The organism is Siansivirga zeaxanthinifaciens CC-SAMT-1, assembly GCF_000941055.1.
Lineage (GTDB): Bacteria > Bacteroidota > Bacteroidia > Flavobacteriales > Flavobacteriaceae > Siansivirga > Siansivirga zeaxanthinifaciens.
The window spans coordinates 876,681-893,649 of sequence record NZ_CP007202.1 but is presented as its reverse complement, the minus strand read 5'-3'; the positions used below and the strand labels follow the sequence as shown (position 1 = coordinate 893,649).

Here is a 16,969-nt window from a genome sequence, read left to right as displayed (position 1 = left end):
ATGCCGTACAAAAAAAAATATTTGCCTTTAATTTTGGGAGTCGCAGTAGCGGCTGGAATTTTTATTGGAGGAAAACTTCATTTTGCCGATTCTGGCGATCGTTTATTTTCTTCAAACAGTAAAAAAGACAAACTAAACAGGCTTATAGATTATATAGATTACGATTATGTAGACGATATTAATACCGACAGCATCGTCGATGTTACCGTAAATGGTATTCTTGAAAATCTCGATCCGCACTCTGTTTATATTCCAAAAGAAGACATGCAAAGTGTCTCCGAAAACATGAAAGGCGATTTCGTAGGTATTGGGGTTAGTTTCTATGCCTACCGAGATTCTATTGCGGTAGTTCGCGCCATTGCAAACGGGCCAAGTGAAAAGGCCGGTATTAAAGGTGGCGACAGAATTCTTTTAGCCGATGGCGACACACTTTATGGGGCAAAACTTAAAAGCGACGAGATTATAAACAAACTTAAAGGCTCTATTGGAACCAATGTTAATTTAAAGGTTTTTAGAAAAGGCGAGCCTAAATTGTTAGACTTTACAGTAAAACGATCGGTTATCCCCATTAAAAGTGTCGATGCAGCCTATATGCTAACCAATACATTGGGTTATATAAAAATTAATCGATTTGCAGAGTCTACATACAGAGAGTTTAAAAAGGCCTTAAACGATTTATTAAAAGAAGGCGCCACAGAATTAGCCTTAGATTTGCGAGACAATCCCGGTGGATTTTTAAACATTGCCGAAGATATTGTAGATGAATTTTTAGAAGAAGATAAACTCATTTTGTTCACTAAAAACAAACGCGGTAATATCGAAAAAAGCTTCGCAACCGATAAAGGCGATTTCCAGAAAGGCAAATTATTTGTACTTATTAACGAAAACTCGGCATCGGCAAGCGAAATTGTTGCCGGGGCTTTGCAGGATAACGATAAGGGTACCATTGTTGGTCGCCGCTCCTACGGAAAAGGCTTGGTACAACGCGAAATGGATTTAGGCGATGGCAGTGCTGTACGTTTAACAGTTTCTAGATATTACACTCCTACAGGACGTTCTATACAGCGACCTTACAATAAAGGAAACGACACCTATTACGACGATTATTTCGAGCGTCTTGAAAGTGGTGAACTTCTCGATGCTAATAAAATTAAAGTAGCCGATTCTTTAAAGTTTAAAACACCAAAAGGTAAAATAGTTTACGGCGGCGGCGGTATTATCCCCGATGTGTTTGTGCCTATAGATAATAGCATGCAAAACGAAACCCTTACTTTTTTAGAGCGTCGCGGGTTTATTGGTTATTTTATTTTCGAAATGCTAGAAAAAAATAGAAATGCCTACAAGGGCCTTTCTAAAAAAGAGTTTATCGAAAATTATAAAATAAGCGACGATATGGTGTTTCAGTTTCAAGAATATGTAAACGAACGTACCGATTCTAAGGTAACCTTTGTGGCTTATCACGACGAAGTTAAACAGTATATTAAAGCCAATCTAGCCGATCAATTATATGGCGAAGGCGCTTTTAATCAAGTTTTAAATCAGCGCGACATCATGATTGAAGAGGTTATCGAATTAAGTAAATTGGGTAATTAATTATAGTGCAATCTTATCATGTACCTTGGTGTGATTTCCACCATTCCAAAGCGTTAAAATATCTGTAGCAACGTGGGTGCCACTACCAGCACAAATAGCAAACTGGCTGCGCCAACCGGCTAACGATCCTGCTACATAAAGGTTTTTATCAACAATATGATCGGTGTTTTTTAACCAAATCCTGTCTTTTTCAATGGGCGATCTGGGATGAGGTGCTATGTAAGATTCTAAACCTTTTAGGCTCATTAAATTAGTGTAACCCACAGCAACAACAACTATTTTAGCTTGGTAGCTGTTTTTGTTGGTTTGCACCAAGAATACATCTTCAATTTTAGAAATTTCTAAAACTTTTTCTCTGTCAATTTGTTCAACATGCGGATATAGCTTAGCAAGTTGTTTTTTGCCATTTTTTAAAATATTGGCACCCAAGGTACCTGGTTCCAGACCTAATACATTATTAAATAAAGCGGTTTGTAAATGCGAAGTTTTTTGATGTATTACAATGCCAATGCGTTTGTTTTTTGCAAAGGCTTTTTCTTTTGCAGATCCTAAAACCAAAGCACAAGATAAGCCTGCAGCACCACCACCTATTATAAGCGCATCAAACATAATTTACTTTTGGTTTTTTACTTTGGCTTCAATACGTTTAGAAACATAAAGTATTAGCACAATAAATAAAGCACAAAGCGATGCTAAAATAGTAATTAAAGCAACGGTGCTATTGCCTTCTAACGGCGCACTATAATTTACTTTTGTTAAGTTAAAAACAATAAGAGCTACAGATAAAACGCTTATAATTATGGTGAAAATTTTCATGGTTATTTTTTGTATTAATTAATATTAAATAAGGCCTGTATGTTATGAGCAAACAATTTAACTGCAATGGCTAATAATACCACGCCAAAAACTTTACGAATAATATTAATGCCGTTTTGCCCAATAATACGTTCAATTTTTGTCGATGTTTTTAATACTATAAAAATAACAATAACATTTAGAAATACAGCAACAATTATGTTTTCGGTTTTAAATTCTGCTCTTAACGATAATAAAGTTGTTAAACTTCCAGGTCCGGCAATAAGCGGAAATGCCAACGGAAATATAGTAGCAGTTTCGGCAGAAAGTTCTTCATGTTTATAAAGCGTTATGCCTAAAATCATTTCTAAAGCAATAAAAAATAAAATAAACGAACCTGCTACTGCAAACGAGTTCACATCGATGCCTATTAAGTTTAAAATACTTTTTCCTAAAAATAAAAAGAAAACTAAAATAATACCAGCAACAATCGATGCTTTTTCGCTTTGTATGTGGCCAACTTTTTTTCTTAAATCTATTATAATAGGAATGTTTCCTACAATATCAATTACAGCAAAAAGCACCATAAAGGCTGTGAATATTTCCTTAAAATTAAGTTGCATAGCTCTACTTTTAAAATTTGATGCAAAAGTATTTTAATAACATGAATAACAGTATTAATAAACGCTAAAGTTTCGTTATTTTTGCCAACTCCAATATAGGTGTATTTATGTTTCAGTTAGGAAAAACCATCGTTTCAGAAGATATTATTGAAAAAGATTTTTTGTGCAATCTGTCGGCATGCAAAGGCGCTTGTTGTATTGATGGCGATGCAGGTGCACCCTTAGAAGCACACGAAACTCAGATTTTAAAAGACATTTATCCCAAAGTAAAACCTTTTTTAAGAAAAGAGGGTATTGCTGCAATTGAAGCACAAGGCGTTTATACAACCTCTGAAGAAGGCGATTTTGAAACACCACTTATTAATGGCGCCGACTGTGCCTATGTTATTTTCGATAAAAAAAATGTAGCCCTTTGTGCTATTGAAGAAGCCTACAACCAAGGCGAAGTTTCTTGGAAAAAACCAGTTTCTTGTCATTTATACCCTGTTCGCGTTCAAGATTACACCGAATTTTCGGCAGTAAATTATCACAAATGGCACATTTGCGACGATGCCTGTTCTTTAGGTAAAGAACTTCAAATTCCTATTTACAAATTTGTAAAAGAAGCCTTAATTAGAAAATTTGGCGAAGACTGGTACATGGAGTTAGAGAAGGTTGCTAATAAGTTTTAATAACTTAAAATTTCGGCCTAAAACCCCTTTAAAACTAGGGGTTTAAAACCATATAAAATTAAATTTTCTGTAAACTTTTTGTGTTTTCAAAAAAATTAAATACTTGTAAATCAAATAATTAATTATTTTTTTTTGAAACTTCATTTTCAAAAGAGTTTTTTTAATTGTTAAAAACTTTTCGAGAATGTTTATAACTATACCTTTCATTTTTAACTTCAATTTTCAATCTTTGTTATTCCCAAATCAGTCCTGATTTTCATTAATTATTTAAATAAAAACTAAAAAAAATGTCTCAAGCAATAGAACCCATTCTGCAAGAAAATAAAGATCGATTCGTTATTTTTCCAATTCAACATCATGATATTTGGGAGTGGTACAAAAAATCTGAGGCGAGCTTCTGGACAGCAGAAGAAATCGATTTACATCAAGACCTTTCAGATTGGAAAGATAAATTAAATGATGACGAGCGTTATTTCATTAAACACATCTTGGCATTTTTTGCAGCTAGTGATGGTATTGTAAATGAAAATTTAGCTGAAAACTTTGTGAATGAAGTTCAATATAGTGAGGCTAAATTCTTTTATGGTTTCCAAATCATGATGGAAAACATTCACAGTGAAACCTATTCGCTTTTAATTGATACGTATGTAAAAGACGAAAAAGAAAAAGATTTATTATTTAATGCCATAGATAACTTTCCTGCAATTCAGAAAAAAGCCGAGTGGGCTCTAAAATGGATTGAATCGCCAAGTTTTGCAGAACGTTTAATAGCTTTTGCAGCTGTAGAGGGTATTTTCTTTTCTGGGGCGTTTTGTTCTATTTTCTGGTTAAAGAAAAGAGGTTTAATGCCAGGATTAACCTTCTCTAACGAGTTAATATCTCGCGACGAAGGTGTGCATTGCGATTTTGCTGTGCATTTACATAACAAACACTTAGTAAATAAAGTGCCTAAAGCCAGAATAAGAGAAATTCTTGTAGATGCTTTAGATATAGAACGTGAGTTTATTACAGAATCTTTACCAGCGAGTTTAATTGGTATGAATGCCAAATTAATGTCGCAGTATTTAGAGTTTGTAACCGATAGATTACTGTCTGAATTAGGTTGTGAAAAAGAGTACAACACCGCAAACCCATTCGATTTTATGGATATGATTTCGTTACAAGGAAAAACAAATTTCTTTGAAAAACGTGTATCTGAATATCAAAAAGCAGGGGTATTAAACAAAGAAGAAGATAAAGACAAGTTTACTTTTGATGCCGATTTTTAATTTTTATTAAGATTTATAATTAAACAATATGGCATTACGTGAAGAGTTAAAAGCTCAAGGCGGTTTTTTATTTAAATACAGAGGCTATTTGCCTGTGTTATTTTTAGTCGCTGGTCTTATAATGATAGGTTACGAGGCAGCATATTTTAAAGAACATAGTTCATCAACAATATCAGAAATATTAAAAAGTAGCTGTGTGTTTGTTGGTTTTTTAGGTTTACTTATTCGTTGTTTTACAGTTGGTTATACCCCTGTAAATACTTCAGGTAGAAAAGATAAACTTATTGCAGACACACTAAACACAACCGGTTTGTATTCTATTATTAGAAACCCGTTGTATGTAGGGAATTATTTAATGTGGTTAGCTGTGTGTATGCTAACAGGTAATTTGTGGTTTGTAGTGTTATTTACATTCGTTTTTTGGATGTACTACGAGCGCATCATTTACGCCGAAGAAGAATTTTTAAGAGATAAATTTAAATCTGTTTACCTGGATTGGACTGAAAAAACGCCAATTTTTGTTCCTAAACATTTAAATTATAAAAAACCAAACATTCCATTTAATTGGAGACGCGTTTTAGAAAAGGAGCGTAATGGGTTATTCCTGTTATGTCTGTTATTTTACCTTTTCGCTTTTGTTGAAAATTATGTTAAAACAGGCACTGTTTTATTAACAGACAGTTGGGAGTTTAACGCAACAATAGTAACAGGAGTCATTTTTATTATTCTAAAATTTTTAGAAAAGAAGACCACTGTTCTAGAAAAATTAGAAAAATAATACCAATATAATACTAACTTAAATTAACCAAAAACCATGTATGTAGTAAAAAGAGGCGGCAGAAAAGAGCAAGTCATGTTTGACAAAATTACGGCTAGGGTTCGTAAATTATGTTACGGATTAAACGAACTTGTAGATCCTTTAAAAGTAACCATGAGAGTTATTGAAGGATTATACGATGGTGTTACAACCAGTGAACTTGATAATTTAGCTGCAGAAATTGCTGCAACCATGACCACGGCACATCCAGATTACGCACGTTTAGCAGCGCGTATATCGGTGTCTAACTTACACAAAAACACGAAAAAAACGTTTAGTGAGGTTATGCACGATTTGTATACCTATGTAAACCCAAGAACTGGTAAAAATGCGCCACTTTTAGCAGATGATGTGTATGAGGTAATCATGGAAAACAAAGATGTTTTAGATTCTACTATTATATACAATCGCGATTTTGGTTATGATTACTTTGGTTTTAAAACTTTAGAACGCTCTTACTTACTAAAATTAAACGGCGAAATAGCAGAACGCCCACAACATATGCTTATGCGTGTTGCCGTAGGAATTCATTTAAACGATTTAGAATCGGTTATTGAAACCTACGAACTTATGTCTAAAAAGTATTTTACGCACGCAACGCCTACACTTTTTAACTCGGGTACACCTAAACCGCAAATGTCGTCTTGTTTCTTATTAACAATGAAAGACGATAGTATCGACGGTATTTACGATACTTTAAAACAAACAGCTAAAATCTCGCAATCTGCTGGAGGTATTGGTTTAGCTATACACAATATTCGCGCAACGGGAAGCTATATAGCGGGTACAAATGGTACTAGTAATGGTATTGTACCTATGCTTAAAGTATTTAACGATACGGCGCGTTATGTAGACCAAGGTGGTGGAAAACGTAAAGGAAGTTTCGCCATGTACATTGAAACTTGGCATGCCGATATTATGGATTTCTTAGATTTAAAGAAAAACCACGGTAAAGAAGAAATGCGTGCTCGCGATTTATTTTATGCGATGTGGATTTCAGATTTATTTATGGAGCGTGTCCAAGAAGATGGCCCTTGGACGTTAATGTGTCCTAATGAGTGTCCAGGTCTGGATGAAGTACACAGTGAAGCTTTTGAAGCTTTATACCTAAAATACGAAGCCGAAGGTAAAGGCCGTAAAACTATTAAAGCACGTGAGCTTTGGGAGAAAATATTAGAATCTCAAATTGAAACGGGTACGCCTTACATGTTATATAAAGATGCTGCAAACCGTAAATCAAATCAGCAAAATTTAGGAACCATTCGTTCTTCTAACTTATGTACCGAGATTTTAGAATATACATCACCAGATGAGGTTGCTGTTTGTAATTTAGCATCGATAGCACTTCCAATGTTTGTTAAAAATGGCGAATTCGATCATAAAGAATTATTCCGTATAACCAAACGCGTAACCAAAAACTTAAACCGTGTTATCGATAGAAATTACTATCCGGTTGTAGAGGCGAAAAATTCAAACATGCGTCACAGACCTATTGGTTTAGGTGTTCAAGGATTGGCAGATACGTTTATTCAATTACGTATGCCTTTTACAAGCGATCAGGCTAAAAAATTAAATCAAGATATTTTCGAAACACTTTACTATGCTGCTGTAACAGCAAGTATGGAAGAAGCCAAAGCAGATGGTCCTTATCAAACGTATGAAGGTTCTCCAATTAGCAAAGGCCAATTTCAACATAATCTTTGGAATATTAAAGATGAAGAATTAAGCGGTAACTGGGATTGGGATAAATTACGTAAACAAGTACTTAAACATGGGGTACGTAACTCGCTTTTAGTTGCGCCAATGCCAACAGCTTCTACATCTCAAATTTTAGGAAATAACGAGTGTTTTGAGCCTTATACGTCTAATATTTATACAAGACGTGTATTGTCTGGAGAATTTATTGTTGTAAACAAACATTTATTAGAAGATTTAGTAGAGCTAGGCCTTTGGAACGATGGTTTAAAACAAGATATTATGCGTGCTAACGGATCTGTACAAAATGTAGATGTTCCGCAGCATATTAAAGACTTATACAAAACGGTTTGGGAGTTAAGCATGAAAGATATTATCGATATGTCTCGTCAGCGTGGATACTTCATAGACCAGTCGCAATCGCTAAACTTATTTATGGAAGGAGCGACCATGGCTAAATTAACATCGATGCATTTCTATGCATGGAAAAGTGGCTTAAAAACCGGTATGTATTATTTACGTACTAAGAGTGCTGTTGATGCTATTAAATTTACTCTATCTACAACTAAAAAAGAAGAGCCTACTGCAGAAGAAGTGGTGGTGGTTAATGAAGCAGACTCAGCAAAACAAGAACAAAAAAGACAGATTGCGGTTAATAACGCAGCTAAATTTGCACAACAAACCAATACAGCAGAATCTAATGTAGAACCTATGACTGCCGAAGAAATGAAAGCGTTAATTGCGCAGGCTAAGGCATCAGAAGGAGACGATTGTTTAATGTGTGGTTCGTAAAGCAAATACGATCTCGAGGTTATCTGGCTAAGAGATAAATTTTTAAATTAAGTGTTATATAAAAAAAGCACCTCGAAAGAGGTGCTTTTTTAAAATTGTATGAATTATTGTTCAAAACTTTTCAAGAATGTTTATATCTATACCTTTTATTTTTAATGAGGTAGACTTAAATTTGAGTTTTAAATTAATTTAGTTTTATATAAAGAAGAGTTAAAAAAATAAATAAAAAAAGGGACATTTAGAAATATCCCTCTTGGTTTTTAATTTACAATTTAGGTGTCGGATCCAAATTTGTAATTATGTAGAAGTGAGATTAACTCATCTACTATTTTGTTCTTCAAACGTACAAAATTAGAATCTTCTAGCCAAGTTAAATATTCTATTAAAGTGTTGATTTTTTTAATTATCAACAATAATGAGATTTATTAACAAGTAAACTCATTAACAAACATGAGTTTACGTAATAGAAATTTTACATGACAAAAAAAATTTTAATTTCAATTAATCAGTTTGCAGATTTTTCTAAAGCAACAGAATCAAAAAAGCGAACTATTATCAGACAACAAAAGCAACCTAACAAGTTTAGGATATCATGGTATCAATTACCTAAATCTAGAATCAGAAAATCGATTGAGAATAATTGCGATTTAGAACCTGTTTTTAAAGGTATAGAAGAATTAAAACTCAGAAAACCTATAAAATCAAGGCAAATTCATGACAGGACAGTTTCATTAGAAGCTTTAGAAAGATATGTTAGTTTAAAACTCCCTCATTCACTTAAGAGCGAAACTTTTGAGGTTATTAAAAAAGTAGAATCAAAGTCAATTGAGCGGTAGTATCTCACAAAGTGTGTAAAGTTAAAAATATCGAGGGTTGCAACCCTCGAAATTTTTTTGTTTAATTTTAAAATTTACACACTTATGAAGAAAGAAGATTTTCTAAACGACGATTTTTTAAAACAGTTTAAAACAGGAGACGAACTGACCTCCTTTCTAAAATCCATTCAAAAGCGAGGTATTGAAAAGATGCTAGAAGGGGAACTTGATGCTCATTTAGACTATGAGAAGCATCAGCAATCCGATAATAGCAATACCCGTAACGGCTATGGGTCTAAAAAGATAAAAACAGCTTTAGGAGAGACTAATATTAAAGTTCCCAGAGACCGGGACGCTTCTTTTAACCCTATGCTGGTTCCTAAACGCACTAACATGGTTGATGGCATAGAAAACGTCATTATCAGCCTTTATGCCAAGGGTATGAGTAATTCTGATATTGAAGAGCAAATCCGAGAAGTTTACGATTTTGATGTATCCACATCTACCATATCACGTATCACAGATAAAGTTACCAATGATATTGTTGCTTGGCAAAACAGACCTCTGGAGCCCGTATATTTAATTACTTGGATGGATGGCATCGTATTTAAGGTTCGGGAGAACTCCAAAGTCATTAACAAAACCATGTACATCGCCGTAGGACTGCGTAGAGATGGTAAAAAGGAAGTCTTAGGGCTTTGGTTGGGGAAGAATGAATCGGCAGCCTTTTGGATGAGTGTACTAACCGATATGAAAGCCAGAGGCGTTCAGGATTTGCTTATCACGGCCACAGATAATCTTAACGGTTTTACCGACACCATTAAAAACGTTTTTCCTGAATCTAAAACCCAAATCTGCGTGGTACACCAGATTCGTAATGCTTGTCGGTATGTTGTTTGGAAAGACAAGAAAGAATTTACAAAGGACATGAAAAGCATCTACGATGCACCCACCAAAAGTGCAGCAAAAGCCGCCCTAGAAGACTTTGCTCAGAAATGGGAACACAAGTACTCTTACGCTATTAAAAGCTGGAGAGATAACTGGGAAGAACTTACCGCTTTCTATGAATTTCCTTTAGAAATTAGAAAAATCATTTACACTACGAACCTTATTGAAAACCTTAATGGAAAAATCAGAAAATACACTAAAAACAAGCTCTCATTCCCAACAGATGAAGCTGTTATGAAGTCCACTTTTTTAGCCCTTAGAGAGGCTACCAAAAAATGGTCGATGCCTATTAGGAACTGGGGCATTATTTTAAACCAGTTTTTAACTATATTTGAAAAAAGGGTTCAACTTTAAAAAAGTTAAACCCTCGATTTTTAACTTACACACTTTACGGGATAGTGTCAATTGAGCTTAATGGTGTTGAAATTATTATTTCACCAGATGTTATCTTTAAAATAAAAATCGGTGAAAAGATTTTTTTAGGAGCTGTTAAAATTCACATATCAAAGAATAATATATTTGATAAAGTTCAATCTAGATATATATCAAGTTTATTAAGTAAATATCTTAGTGAAGTAGTTGCTAGCGAAGGTGAAATTGTTTTAGAGGAATTTTGTTTGTCAATAGATGTCTTTGGTGAAAGTGTTATTAAAGTTCCAAATAACTTATCAAAAACACTTTCGGAGATTGAATTTATATGCGAAGAAATTAAGTCTCTTTGGAATGCTGCATAAAAAAAAGCACCTCGAAAGAGGTGCTTTTTTAGTTTGGTTATGTTGTTAGTTTTATTTGTACTGGCACAAATACGAAGTTTGAACACTTACTTTAACTAGAAAAGATTTGTTGGCATCTACCTCAAAAGTATCTCCTGCTTTAAACGTATTCCAATCGTTTGATTCTGGTAATTTAACCGTCATTTCACCCTCAATAACACGCATGGTTTCATGTTGTGAGGTGCCAAATTCATAATCGCCAGGATTCATAACACCTAAAGTAGATTTGCCTGAAGCAGTTACATAGCCTAAAGACTTAACATTGCCTTCAAAATATTCGTTTGTAGAAATCATATGTTTAATTTTTTGTAAAAGTAATTAACTAATTAGACTTATTTCTTAAATAACTGCATAAAAAAACACCTCCATAGAGGTGTTTTTTATTTATTTAAACCTGTTTATTCTTGGTCTTTATTAATTCTTGCAGGAGCTACCTTAGCATCATGCGCGTTATGATATTCTTCTAAAAGATTCATAGTGGCATTTAATAAATCTTTAGTTTCTAATAAAATACTAAAGTAAAGCGTGGTGTTTTTCGGACTCGATTCTTCGGTACGGGTGCGTTCTACTTGTTTCTGTATTTTGTTTGTTACTAAAGAGGTTATTTCAGTTTTTCTACCTAAAATTATTCCAATCTCCTCGAAAGATTGAGTTTCAAAAGCGTTTCTCGTATTATTAAATAATACTTCAAAACGTTCGTCTACTTCTTTCAACTCCTTTATTTGGTTAAATTTTAATTTTTTATGATTATTGTTAACATGCTTATAACTTACATTAGATATATACTCTAAAGATTGTGTCATGTCTTGTAAATAACTCAAAATATGAATGTAAAAATTACTTGCTCCAACACTTGAATCATCTAAATTCTTAATAAAATAAAAGATGTTATCTCTTAATTCATCTACTTCACTAGATAATTTAACTATTTGCTTTTTGTTCTTCTTTAATAGTTGTAAATCTTGTTTAGCTAAACCATTAATGGAGTTTGTATAAACTTTATTTCCGCGTTTAATAACACTCGCAATATTTTTAGCGCTTTCAATTATAACACCCTGGATAGAGCTGCTTTCAGCTTTAGTTAAACTATCTTCAGCTTTTGCTTCTTTCGATTTTTCTCTATGTGCGATATAGTTTCTAACTAATAGTAAAATAGCTACTAAAAGTAGAACAGGTACCATAGCGGCAACATTCCAGTTTAACAAATAAGCTATTATGGCGGCAGCAACAAAGGCTATAATGGCAGTAAAGAACCAACCACCAATAACATTTAACACCCCTGCAACTCTATAAACAGCACTTTCTGCACCCCAAGCACGATCGGCCAAAGAGGAACCCATAGCCACCATAAATGTTACATAAGTAGTAGATAAAGGCAATTTCATTGAGGTTGCTAACGATATAAGAATGGCAGCTACCATTAGGTTTACTGCTGCACGAACCATATCAAAAGCTGGTAATTCATGTGTTTTAGATTTGACTAAGTTAATTACAGGCTTTTCAAACTGTTTGTCAATTTTAGCTTGCCAAGTTTGTGGTAATATATAGGATAACATTTCTGAAGCTCCAACGGCTAATCTAACAAAACCACGAGATAAAAAGTTAGGTTGAAAACGTTCTTTACCATCTCCTTCTCTTGATAAGTTAATTTCGGTTTCGGTAACTGTTTTTGCTTTTTTAGAAAACCATAAAGTAGCGACCATAACAAAACCTGCTACAACCAATAAAAAGGTTGGAGTTGGAACTTTATCGGCAAGAAAACCCATGCTAAAGGCTTCAGGGGATACGCCAGAACCAGCCCAAGCTGTGTAAGATTGCCAACCAGCAATTGGTACACCTATAAAGTTAACTAAATCGTTACCAGAGAAAGCTAATGCCAAGGCAAAGGTTCCTATAATAATTACAATTTTGTAAATACTTTGTTTAGCAAAAGCGATTAAGGCATAAGATAACAATGACCAAAAAATTAAACTTACAAAAATAATTAATGGTGCTTGCTTACTTAAAAATTCTTTAATGGTTGAGCCGCCTATAATATCATAACTTTCTTTTGCATAGGATGTTCCCCCAATACCCTTCATAAAAATAAAATAGGTAATAGATGTAATGGCAATACCACCAAAAATAGCACCAACCCAATTGGCCTGTTTTTCATAGTTATATGATAATAACAACCTTGATACCCATTGAACCATTGCACCCACAGAAAAGGCAATAACTACTGATAATAAGATGCCAAAAATGATTTCGGTAGCCTTAGATGTATTTATGTAGTTTACTACATCAGAAAAAGTTCCACCATTATGCCCTATTTTAATAAGTGCCATAGCTACTGAAGCTCCTAATAATTCGAAAACTATAGAAACGGTAGTAGAAGTTGGCATTCCTACGGTGTTAAAAAAGTCTAATAACAGAATATCTGTTATCATTACCGCCATGAAAATAATCATGATTTCATTAAACATGAATTCATGAGGGTTAAAAATTCCAGATCTTGCAACCTCCATCATGCCACTTGAAAAAACAGCTCCTAAGGCAACGCCAATACTGGCAACTATCATAATTGTTTTAAATGAAATAGCCTTAGATCCAATAGCAGAATTTAAAAAGTTAACTGCATCGTTGCTAACACCCACCACTAAATCGGCAATGGCTAATACCGCTAGGGCAACTATCATTAATAAGTAAATATTGTCCATAATAAAAAATAAGTTTGCAAATATCTAATGTATTTTGGAATGCTAAGTTACGTAATTGTTATATTTTTTAATTTCACAAACAGTAAATACTTAGTATAATTTTTTAAGAGAATATTGATTCTTCGTAGAAATAAATTCTTTAAATGAATTAAAAGTTCACTTGAAATTGTAATCGCAACAAGCTTCCTTTTTGGTTGTTGTCTTGATTAATAAAATCTTCATAAGTTCTATCCGAAAAGGTATACATAGCCACAATTTCAAAGTTTTTATAAGGTTGCCATTCCACACCTAATTCCAATTCTTTTACTTCATAACTTCTAGCATCTAACTCATGTTTTTTACCACCATTGTAGTATTGAATTCGAGTAAATGGATATATTAACTGGTTTTTAATTGAGCATTTTGCATTTAATAGAAGATAACCACCATGTAATTTCTCAACACTTATGGCTTGGGTTTCTTTATTAAATTCAGGACCTCTACCAAAATTGTATTCAGCTTGAAAACCAAATGGCTTAGGATATAAAACAGCTGTAAACCCTAAGCGTTGGTCTATATATGTATTGTCATCAGTTGTTTGAACGCCATCGGATATATCATCAGGATCTATAGTATGTTGACCAGTATATGCTTGAATTCCTGGTTCAAAAATTTGGGAGCCCATTTTAAATGGATAAGTTAATCGAGCTACCACATGCTTTTTATTATTCAAATCGGCGACGTTGGCAGTTTGACCATTATAAACACCCAAACCAAAAACACCATAATCTCCAGTTCCTTTATAGCCCTCTCTAGTAAGCATAGAAAAGCGCTTTCTTATCTCTTCAGGTGCCCAATAAAAAAAGATCCCTAAATCACGTTCGTTTTTCACAGCACTATTTAAACCATCATTACGGTCTAAAGGCAACCTGTTTTGGCTAGATTGCATGTTTTCAAAACCAAAAGGCACTTTACTTTGTCCAATTCTAAAACGAAATTCGTTTTTTGGATCTAAACCTACATCGAAGTAGGCGTCTCTAATTTGTCCAAATTGTTGATTTCCGCCAGTTGCATTTGCAAAATCGGGCTGAATGTAGAAGTATATTCTGGGATGAATTTGTCCGTAAAAAACCAATCGAATACGTCTGAAGAAAAATTGACTATCTCCACCCCAAGATTTGTCACATTGTTCGCAGCCTAAGTCTGGGTTAGTTTGAAACAAACCGTTATACCTCACTTGGGCATAGCCTCTTATTTTAAAAGATTCGAACCACTCTTTTTTAGTGTTTTCTGTAATAGGAGCAGTGTCTTGAGCATTAATTTGTAGTGTAGCAACAAGAATAACAATTAAAATTGCTTTTAAGTTTTTCATTATCATTTTTAGTTTTTGTCGCTGCAAATAACCAACTTCAATGTTAACTTAATGTTTCCTAATTGTTAAATATCTTAACAAAAAAGACTGCCTTGGCCAAGGCAGTCTCACTAGAAATTCATAATAATGTAGTCGACAAAAACTAATAGATTATATGAAATACTAAATTTGTCTTAAGACTATAACAAATATCAACGTTTAAGGTAATTTTAATGTAATGCTAATATTAAGTAATTATTAATATTTCAATGTTAAATATTAATATGTATAATATTGATATTCAATTAAATGTTTTTTCAATGTTAATTTAATGTTATGTGAATGTTGTTTTAAAGTTATGAATTATATATATTTGATATAATAATATAAAAACCCCATAATTATGAAGAAGTTAGTTTTATTTTTTGCCTTATTAATTACTGTGGTATCTTTTGCTCAAAAAGAACAAAAGAGAGATTTAAAGTTTAACAAAGAAACCAATTTAATAGAGGTTGTTTATTATCATGACAATGGAGCTGTAAGCCAAACAGGTTATTACACTACAGATGGTAAATTACAAGGTGAGTGGTTAAGCTTTTCTGCAGATGGTGAAAAAACGATTTCTGGAAATTATGATAATGGTAAAAAAGTCGGCAAATGGTTTTATTACACAAAAGAAACTGTAAAAGAAGTAGATTATAACGCAAATGTTATAGCTAATTTAAAAGAATCTGAAGTTAAAAACAAGCAGGGCATTTAAAGTTAGTTAGACATGAAATGAAATAAAAAAGCCTCCCAATTTGGGAGGCTTTTTTATTTGTTTTTATCGAATACTACTTTGTTACAACAAAAGTACGGTTAGCCCATGCAAAAGCACTTAAGTCTGCACCTACGCCTGTTTTTGTAGTGATAGTATTGTTTGAAGGAACTGTGATACCATCTGTTATGGTAGTTACTGTACCAGTAATAGCACCACCAATTTTATCGTTACCTACATTCCCTTGAGCAAAAGCATTGGTAATAGTTAAAATACCGTTACCATTTCCGTCTGCTGTATCAATTCTGTTTCCAAAAGATGCCGTTCCGTAAGCAGCGAATAAAATATTATCAATAGTAGCCTCAGTACCTCTTCTAATCTCTGCACCACCTGTAAGAGCTACATCTGGATTAAGGTTTAATATAGTAACATTTTTTAATGTTGGTTTAGAAATTGGTAAAGCTGTGATATCTGCACTGTTGCTATCGCCTTCAAGTCCTCTTGGGTCGTTAGAAGCTGTATCGAAACCATCATTACGAACACCAAAAGCGTTTGTTATAGTTCCTGAGTAACCTTCTGTCCAGTCAAACATGTCATCACCTATATTAGCACAGTATACGTTATTTACATTAACAGTACCACCAAAAAACTCAACACCATCATCGTTACCATCGCTAACTACTATATTATTAACAATAGTTTTACTACCAACACCAAAGAAAGAAATTCCGTTAAATTCTTGTTCTCCGTTAATTTTAGCACCAGTATATTCTGCAATAATATAACTTAATTCACCAGAATCATCATCATTAACAGTACCACCGTAAAGTAAACCCGCTACTTCAGATTGTACATCTGTTCCTTTGTTAGAAGATGCTTTACCAGCAATTACAATACCTCCCCAATCTCCAGCTTTAGGAGATGTAGCGTCTGATGTAAATCTGATTGGCTTTGCAGCCGTACCTTTAGCAATTAATTTAGCACCTCTTTCTACTGCTAAAAACACATCGGTTCTTCCGCTTCTAGCTTTTATAACTGTACCAGGCTCAATGGTTAAAGTAGCACCAGATTTAACAGTTAAAGAGCCGGTAATTGTATATTCTACAGATGCTAATAATTTAGAGTCTGTAGTTATATTGCCATTTAATTCATTACCTGTAATTGGGTTTTCTCCTTGTCCCGGATCGATAGTTCTGTTATCATCAACAGTTGAACAAGAAAAAATAGAAATTACAGTTGCGATTAAGAATAAATTTTTTAAAGTTTTCATTTTATTTTTTAGGTTTTGTATTTATTAGAATTTTAAGCAAAGAAACTCTAAGTGCTTAAATATAGTTTTATGTGAACATTAGTTTTTCGTTAAGAATTTTGGCTAATGTTAAATTAATGTTTT

16 protein-coding genes are annotated in these 16,969 nt (G+C 33.4%); 9 read left to right on the top strand and 7 right to left on the bottom strand.

The genetic code is table 11. From position 1 onward, the window contains the following. Entirely contained in the window at positions 1–1,593 is a 1,593-nt protein-coding gene (locus AW14_RS04020) for a S41 family peptidase (RefSeq protein ID WP_044637650.1), read from the top strand. Here the strand turns inward: AW14_RS04020 and AW14_RS04015 are convergent, their stop codons facing one another. Genes AW14_RS04015 through AW14_RS04005 form a run of 3 tightly spaced genes read right to left on the bottom strand, consistent with a single transcriptional unit; the run spans position 1,594 to position 3,011 of the window. Then, the gene (locus AW14_RS04015) at positions 1,594–2,202 is read right to left on the bottom strand and encodes an FAD-dependent oxidoreductase (RefSeq protein ID WP_179944500.1); all 609 of its coding nucleotides are present in this window, start codon (positions 2,200–2,202) and stop codon (positions 1,594–1,596) included. 3 nt (positions 2,203–2,205) lie between these two features. Further along, on the bottom strand, positions 2,206–2,409 hold the full coding sequence (locus AW14_RS04010) for a hypothetical protein (RefSeq protein WP_044637648.1): 204 nt from the start codon (positions 2,407–2,409) through the stop codon (positions 2,206–2,208). Between the two features lie 14 nt (positions 2,410–2,423). Beyond that, entirely contained in the window at positions 2,424–3,011 is a 588-nt protein-coding gene (locus AW14_RS04005; protein ID WP_044637647.1) for a MarC family protein, read from the bottom strand. 107 nt (positions 3,012–3,118) lie between these two features. On the opposite strand from AW14_RS04005, the gene AW14_RS04000 reads away from it, so the two are divergent. The 7 genes from AW14_RS04000 to AW14_RS03970 all read left to right on the top strand — a co-directional run bounded on the left by AW14_RS04000 (position 3,119) and on the right by AW14_RS03970 (position 10,751). Next, positions 3,119–3,682, top strand: coding sequence for a DUF3109 family protein (locus AW14_RS04000; protein ID WP_044637646.1), 564 nt, complete (start codon positions 3,119–3,121; stop codon positions 3,680–3,682). 287 nt (positions 3,683–3,969) lie between these two features. Further along, positions 3,970–4,950 carry a ribonucleotide-diphosphate reductase subunit beta gene (locus AW14_RS03995; protein ID WP_044637645.1) on the top strand — a complete coding sequence of 327 codons (981 nt, stop codon included), beginning with the start codon at positions 3,970–3,972 and terminating at the stop codon, positions 4,948–4,950. A 28-nt stretch (positions 4,951–4,978) separates the two neighbouring features. Then, positions 4,979–5,728: a methyltransferase family protein gene (locus tag AW14_RS03990; protein WP_044637644.1), complete on the top strand. Its 750-nt coding sequence runs from the start codon at positions 4,979–4,981 to the stop codon at positions 5,726–5,728. Positions 5,729–5,764: 36 nt separating this feature from the next. Further along, positions 5,765–8,254 carry a ribonucleoside-diphosphate reductase subunit alpha gene (locus AW14_RS03985; protein ID WP_044637643.1) on the top strand — a complete coding sequence of 830 codons (2,490 nt, stop codon included), beginning with the start codon at positions 5,765–5,767 and terminating at the stop codon, positions 8,252–8,254. Between the two features lie 476 nt (positions 8,255–8,730). Next, positions 8,731–9,090, top strand: coding sequence for a hypothetical protein (locus AW14_RS03980; RefSeq protein WP_044637642.1), 360 nt, complete (start codon positions 8,731–8,733; stop codon positions 9,088–9,090). Between the two features lie 84 nt (positions 9,091–9,174). After that, complete coding sequence (locus AW14_RS03975) at positions 9,175–10,371, top strand: IS256 family transposase (protein WP_044637031.1); 1,197 nt, start codon at positions 9,175–9,177, stop codon at positions 10,369–10,371. Positions 10,372–10,415: 44 nt separating this feature from the next. Next, positions 10,416–10,751, top strand: coding sequence for a hypothetical protein (locus AW14_RS03970; protein WP_044637641.1), 336 nt, complete (start codon positions 10,416–10,418; stop codon positions 10,749–10,751). Between the two features lie 51 nt (positions 10,752–10,802). Here the strand turns inward: AW14_RS03970 and ppnP are convergent, their stop codons facing one another. The 3 genes from ppnP to AW14_RS03955 form a co-directional block, all read right to left on the bottom strand. Beyond that, on the bottom strand, positions 10,803–11,084 hold the full coding sequence (ppnP, locus tag AW14_RS03965) for a pyrimidine/purine nucleoside phosphorylase (RefSeq protein ID WP_044637640.1): 282 nt from the start codon (positions 11,082–11,084) through the stop codon (positions 10,803–10,805). A 104-nt stretch (positions 11,085–11,188) separates the two neighbouring features. Continuing rightward, a complete protein-coding gene (locus AW14_RS03960; RefSeq protein WP_044637639.1) occupies positions 11,189–13,489 on the bottom strand; it encodes an inorganic phosphate transporter in 2,301 nt (766 codons plus the stop codon). A gap of 148 nt (positions 13,490–13,637) precedes the next feature. Continuing rightward, entirely contained in the window at positions 13,638–14,840 is a 1,203-nt protein-coding gene (locus AW14_RS03955; protein WP_245617615.1) for a porin, read from the bottom strand. A 382-nt stretch (positions 14,841–15,222) separates the two neighbouring features. On the opposite strand from AW14_RS03955, the gene AW14_RS03950 reads away from it, so the two are divergent. Then, the gene (locus AW14_RS03950; protein ID WP_044637637.1) at positions 15,223–15,579 is read left to right on the top strand and encodes a toxin-antitoxin system YwqK family antitoxin; all 357 of its coding nucleotides are present in this window, start codon (positions 15,223–15,225) and stop codon (positions 15,577–15,579) included. Positions 15,580–15,652: 73 nt separating this feature from the next. On the opposite strand, the gene AW14_RS03945 is transcribed toward AW14_RS03950, so the two are convergent. After that, positions 15,653–16,846: a hypothetical protein gene (locus AW14_RS03945; RefSeq protein ID WP_052647426.1), complete on the bottom strand. Its 1,194-nt coding sequence runs from the start codon at positions 16,844–16,846 to the stop codon at positions 15,653–15,655. Positions 16,847–16,969 lie beyond the last annotated feature (123 nt).

What these genes read in the sequence shown, in the direction of transcription:
- AW14_RS04020 (WP_044637650.1), top strand. Translation starts at nt 1, where the DNA reads ATGCCGTACAAAAAAAAATATTTGCCTTTAATTTTGGGAGTCGCAGTA.
- AW14_RS04015 (WP_179944500.1), bottom strand. Translation starts at nt 2,202, where the DNA reads ATGTTTGATGCGCTTATAATAGGTGGTGGTGCTGCAGGCTTATCTTGT.
- AW14_RS04010 (WP_044637648.1), bottom strand. Translation starts at nt 2,409, where the DNA reads ATGAAAATTTTCACCATAATTATAAGCGTTTTATCTGTAGCTCTTATT.
- AW14_RS04005 (WP_044637647.1), bottom strand. Translation starts at nt 3,011, where the DNA reads ATGCAACTTAATTTTAAGGAAATATTCACAGCCTTTATGGTGCTTTTT.
- AW14_RS04000 (WP_044637646.1), top strand. Translation starts at nt 3,119, where the DNA reads ATGTTTCAGTTAGGAAAAACCATCGTTTCAGAAGATATTATTGAAAAA.
- AW14_RS03995 (WP_044637645.1), top strand. Translation starts at nt 3,970, where the DNA reads ATGTCTCAAGCAATAGAACCCATTCTGCAAGAAAATAAAGATCGATTC.
- AW14_RS03990 (WP_044637644.1), top strand. Translation starts at nt 4,979, where the DNA reads ATGGCATTACGTGAAGAGTTAAAAGCTCAAGGCGGTTTTTTATTTAAA.
- AW14_RS03985 (WP_044637643.1), top strand. Translation starts at nt 5,765, where the DNA reads ATGTATGTAGTAAAAAGAGGCGGCAGAAAAGAGCAAGTCATGTTTGAC.
- AW14_RS03980 (WP_044637642.1), top strand. Translation starts at nt 8,731, where the DNA reads ATGACAAAAAAAATTTTAATTTCAATTAATCAGTTTGCAGATTTTTCT.
- AW14_RS03975 (WP_044637031.1), top strand. Translation starts at nt 9,175, where the DNA reads ATGAAGAAAGAAGATTTTCTAAACGACGATTTTTTAAAACAGTTTAAA.
- ppnP (WP_044637640.1), bottom strand. Translation starts at nt 11,084, where the DNA reads ATGATTTCTACAAACGAATATTTTGAAGGCAATGTTAAGTCTTTAGGC.
- AW14_RS03960 (WP_044637639.1), bottom strand. Translation starts at nt 13,489, where the DNA reads ATGGACAATATTTACTTATTAATGATAGTTGCCCTAGCGGTATTAGCC.
- AW14_RS03955 (WP_245617615.1), bottom strand. Translation starts at nt 14,840, where the DNA reads ATGAAAAACTTAAAAGCAATTTTAATTGTTATTCTTGTTGCTACACTA.
- AW14_RS03950 (WP_044637637.1), top strand. Translation starts at nt 15,223, where the DNA reads ATGAAGAAGTTAGTTTTATTTTTTGCCTTATTAATTACTGTGGTATCT.
- AW14_RS03945 (WP_052647426.1), bottom strand. Translation starts at nt 16,846, where the DNA reads ATGAAAACTTTAAAAAATTTATTCTTAATCGCAACTGTAATTTCTATT.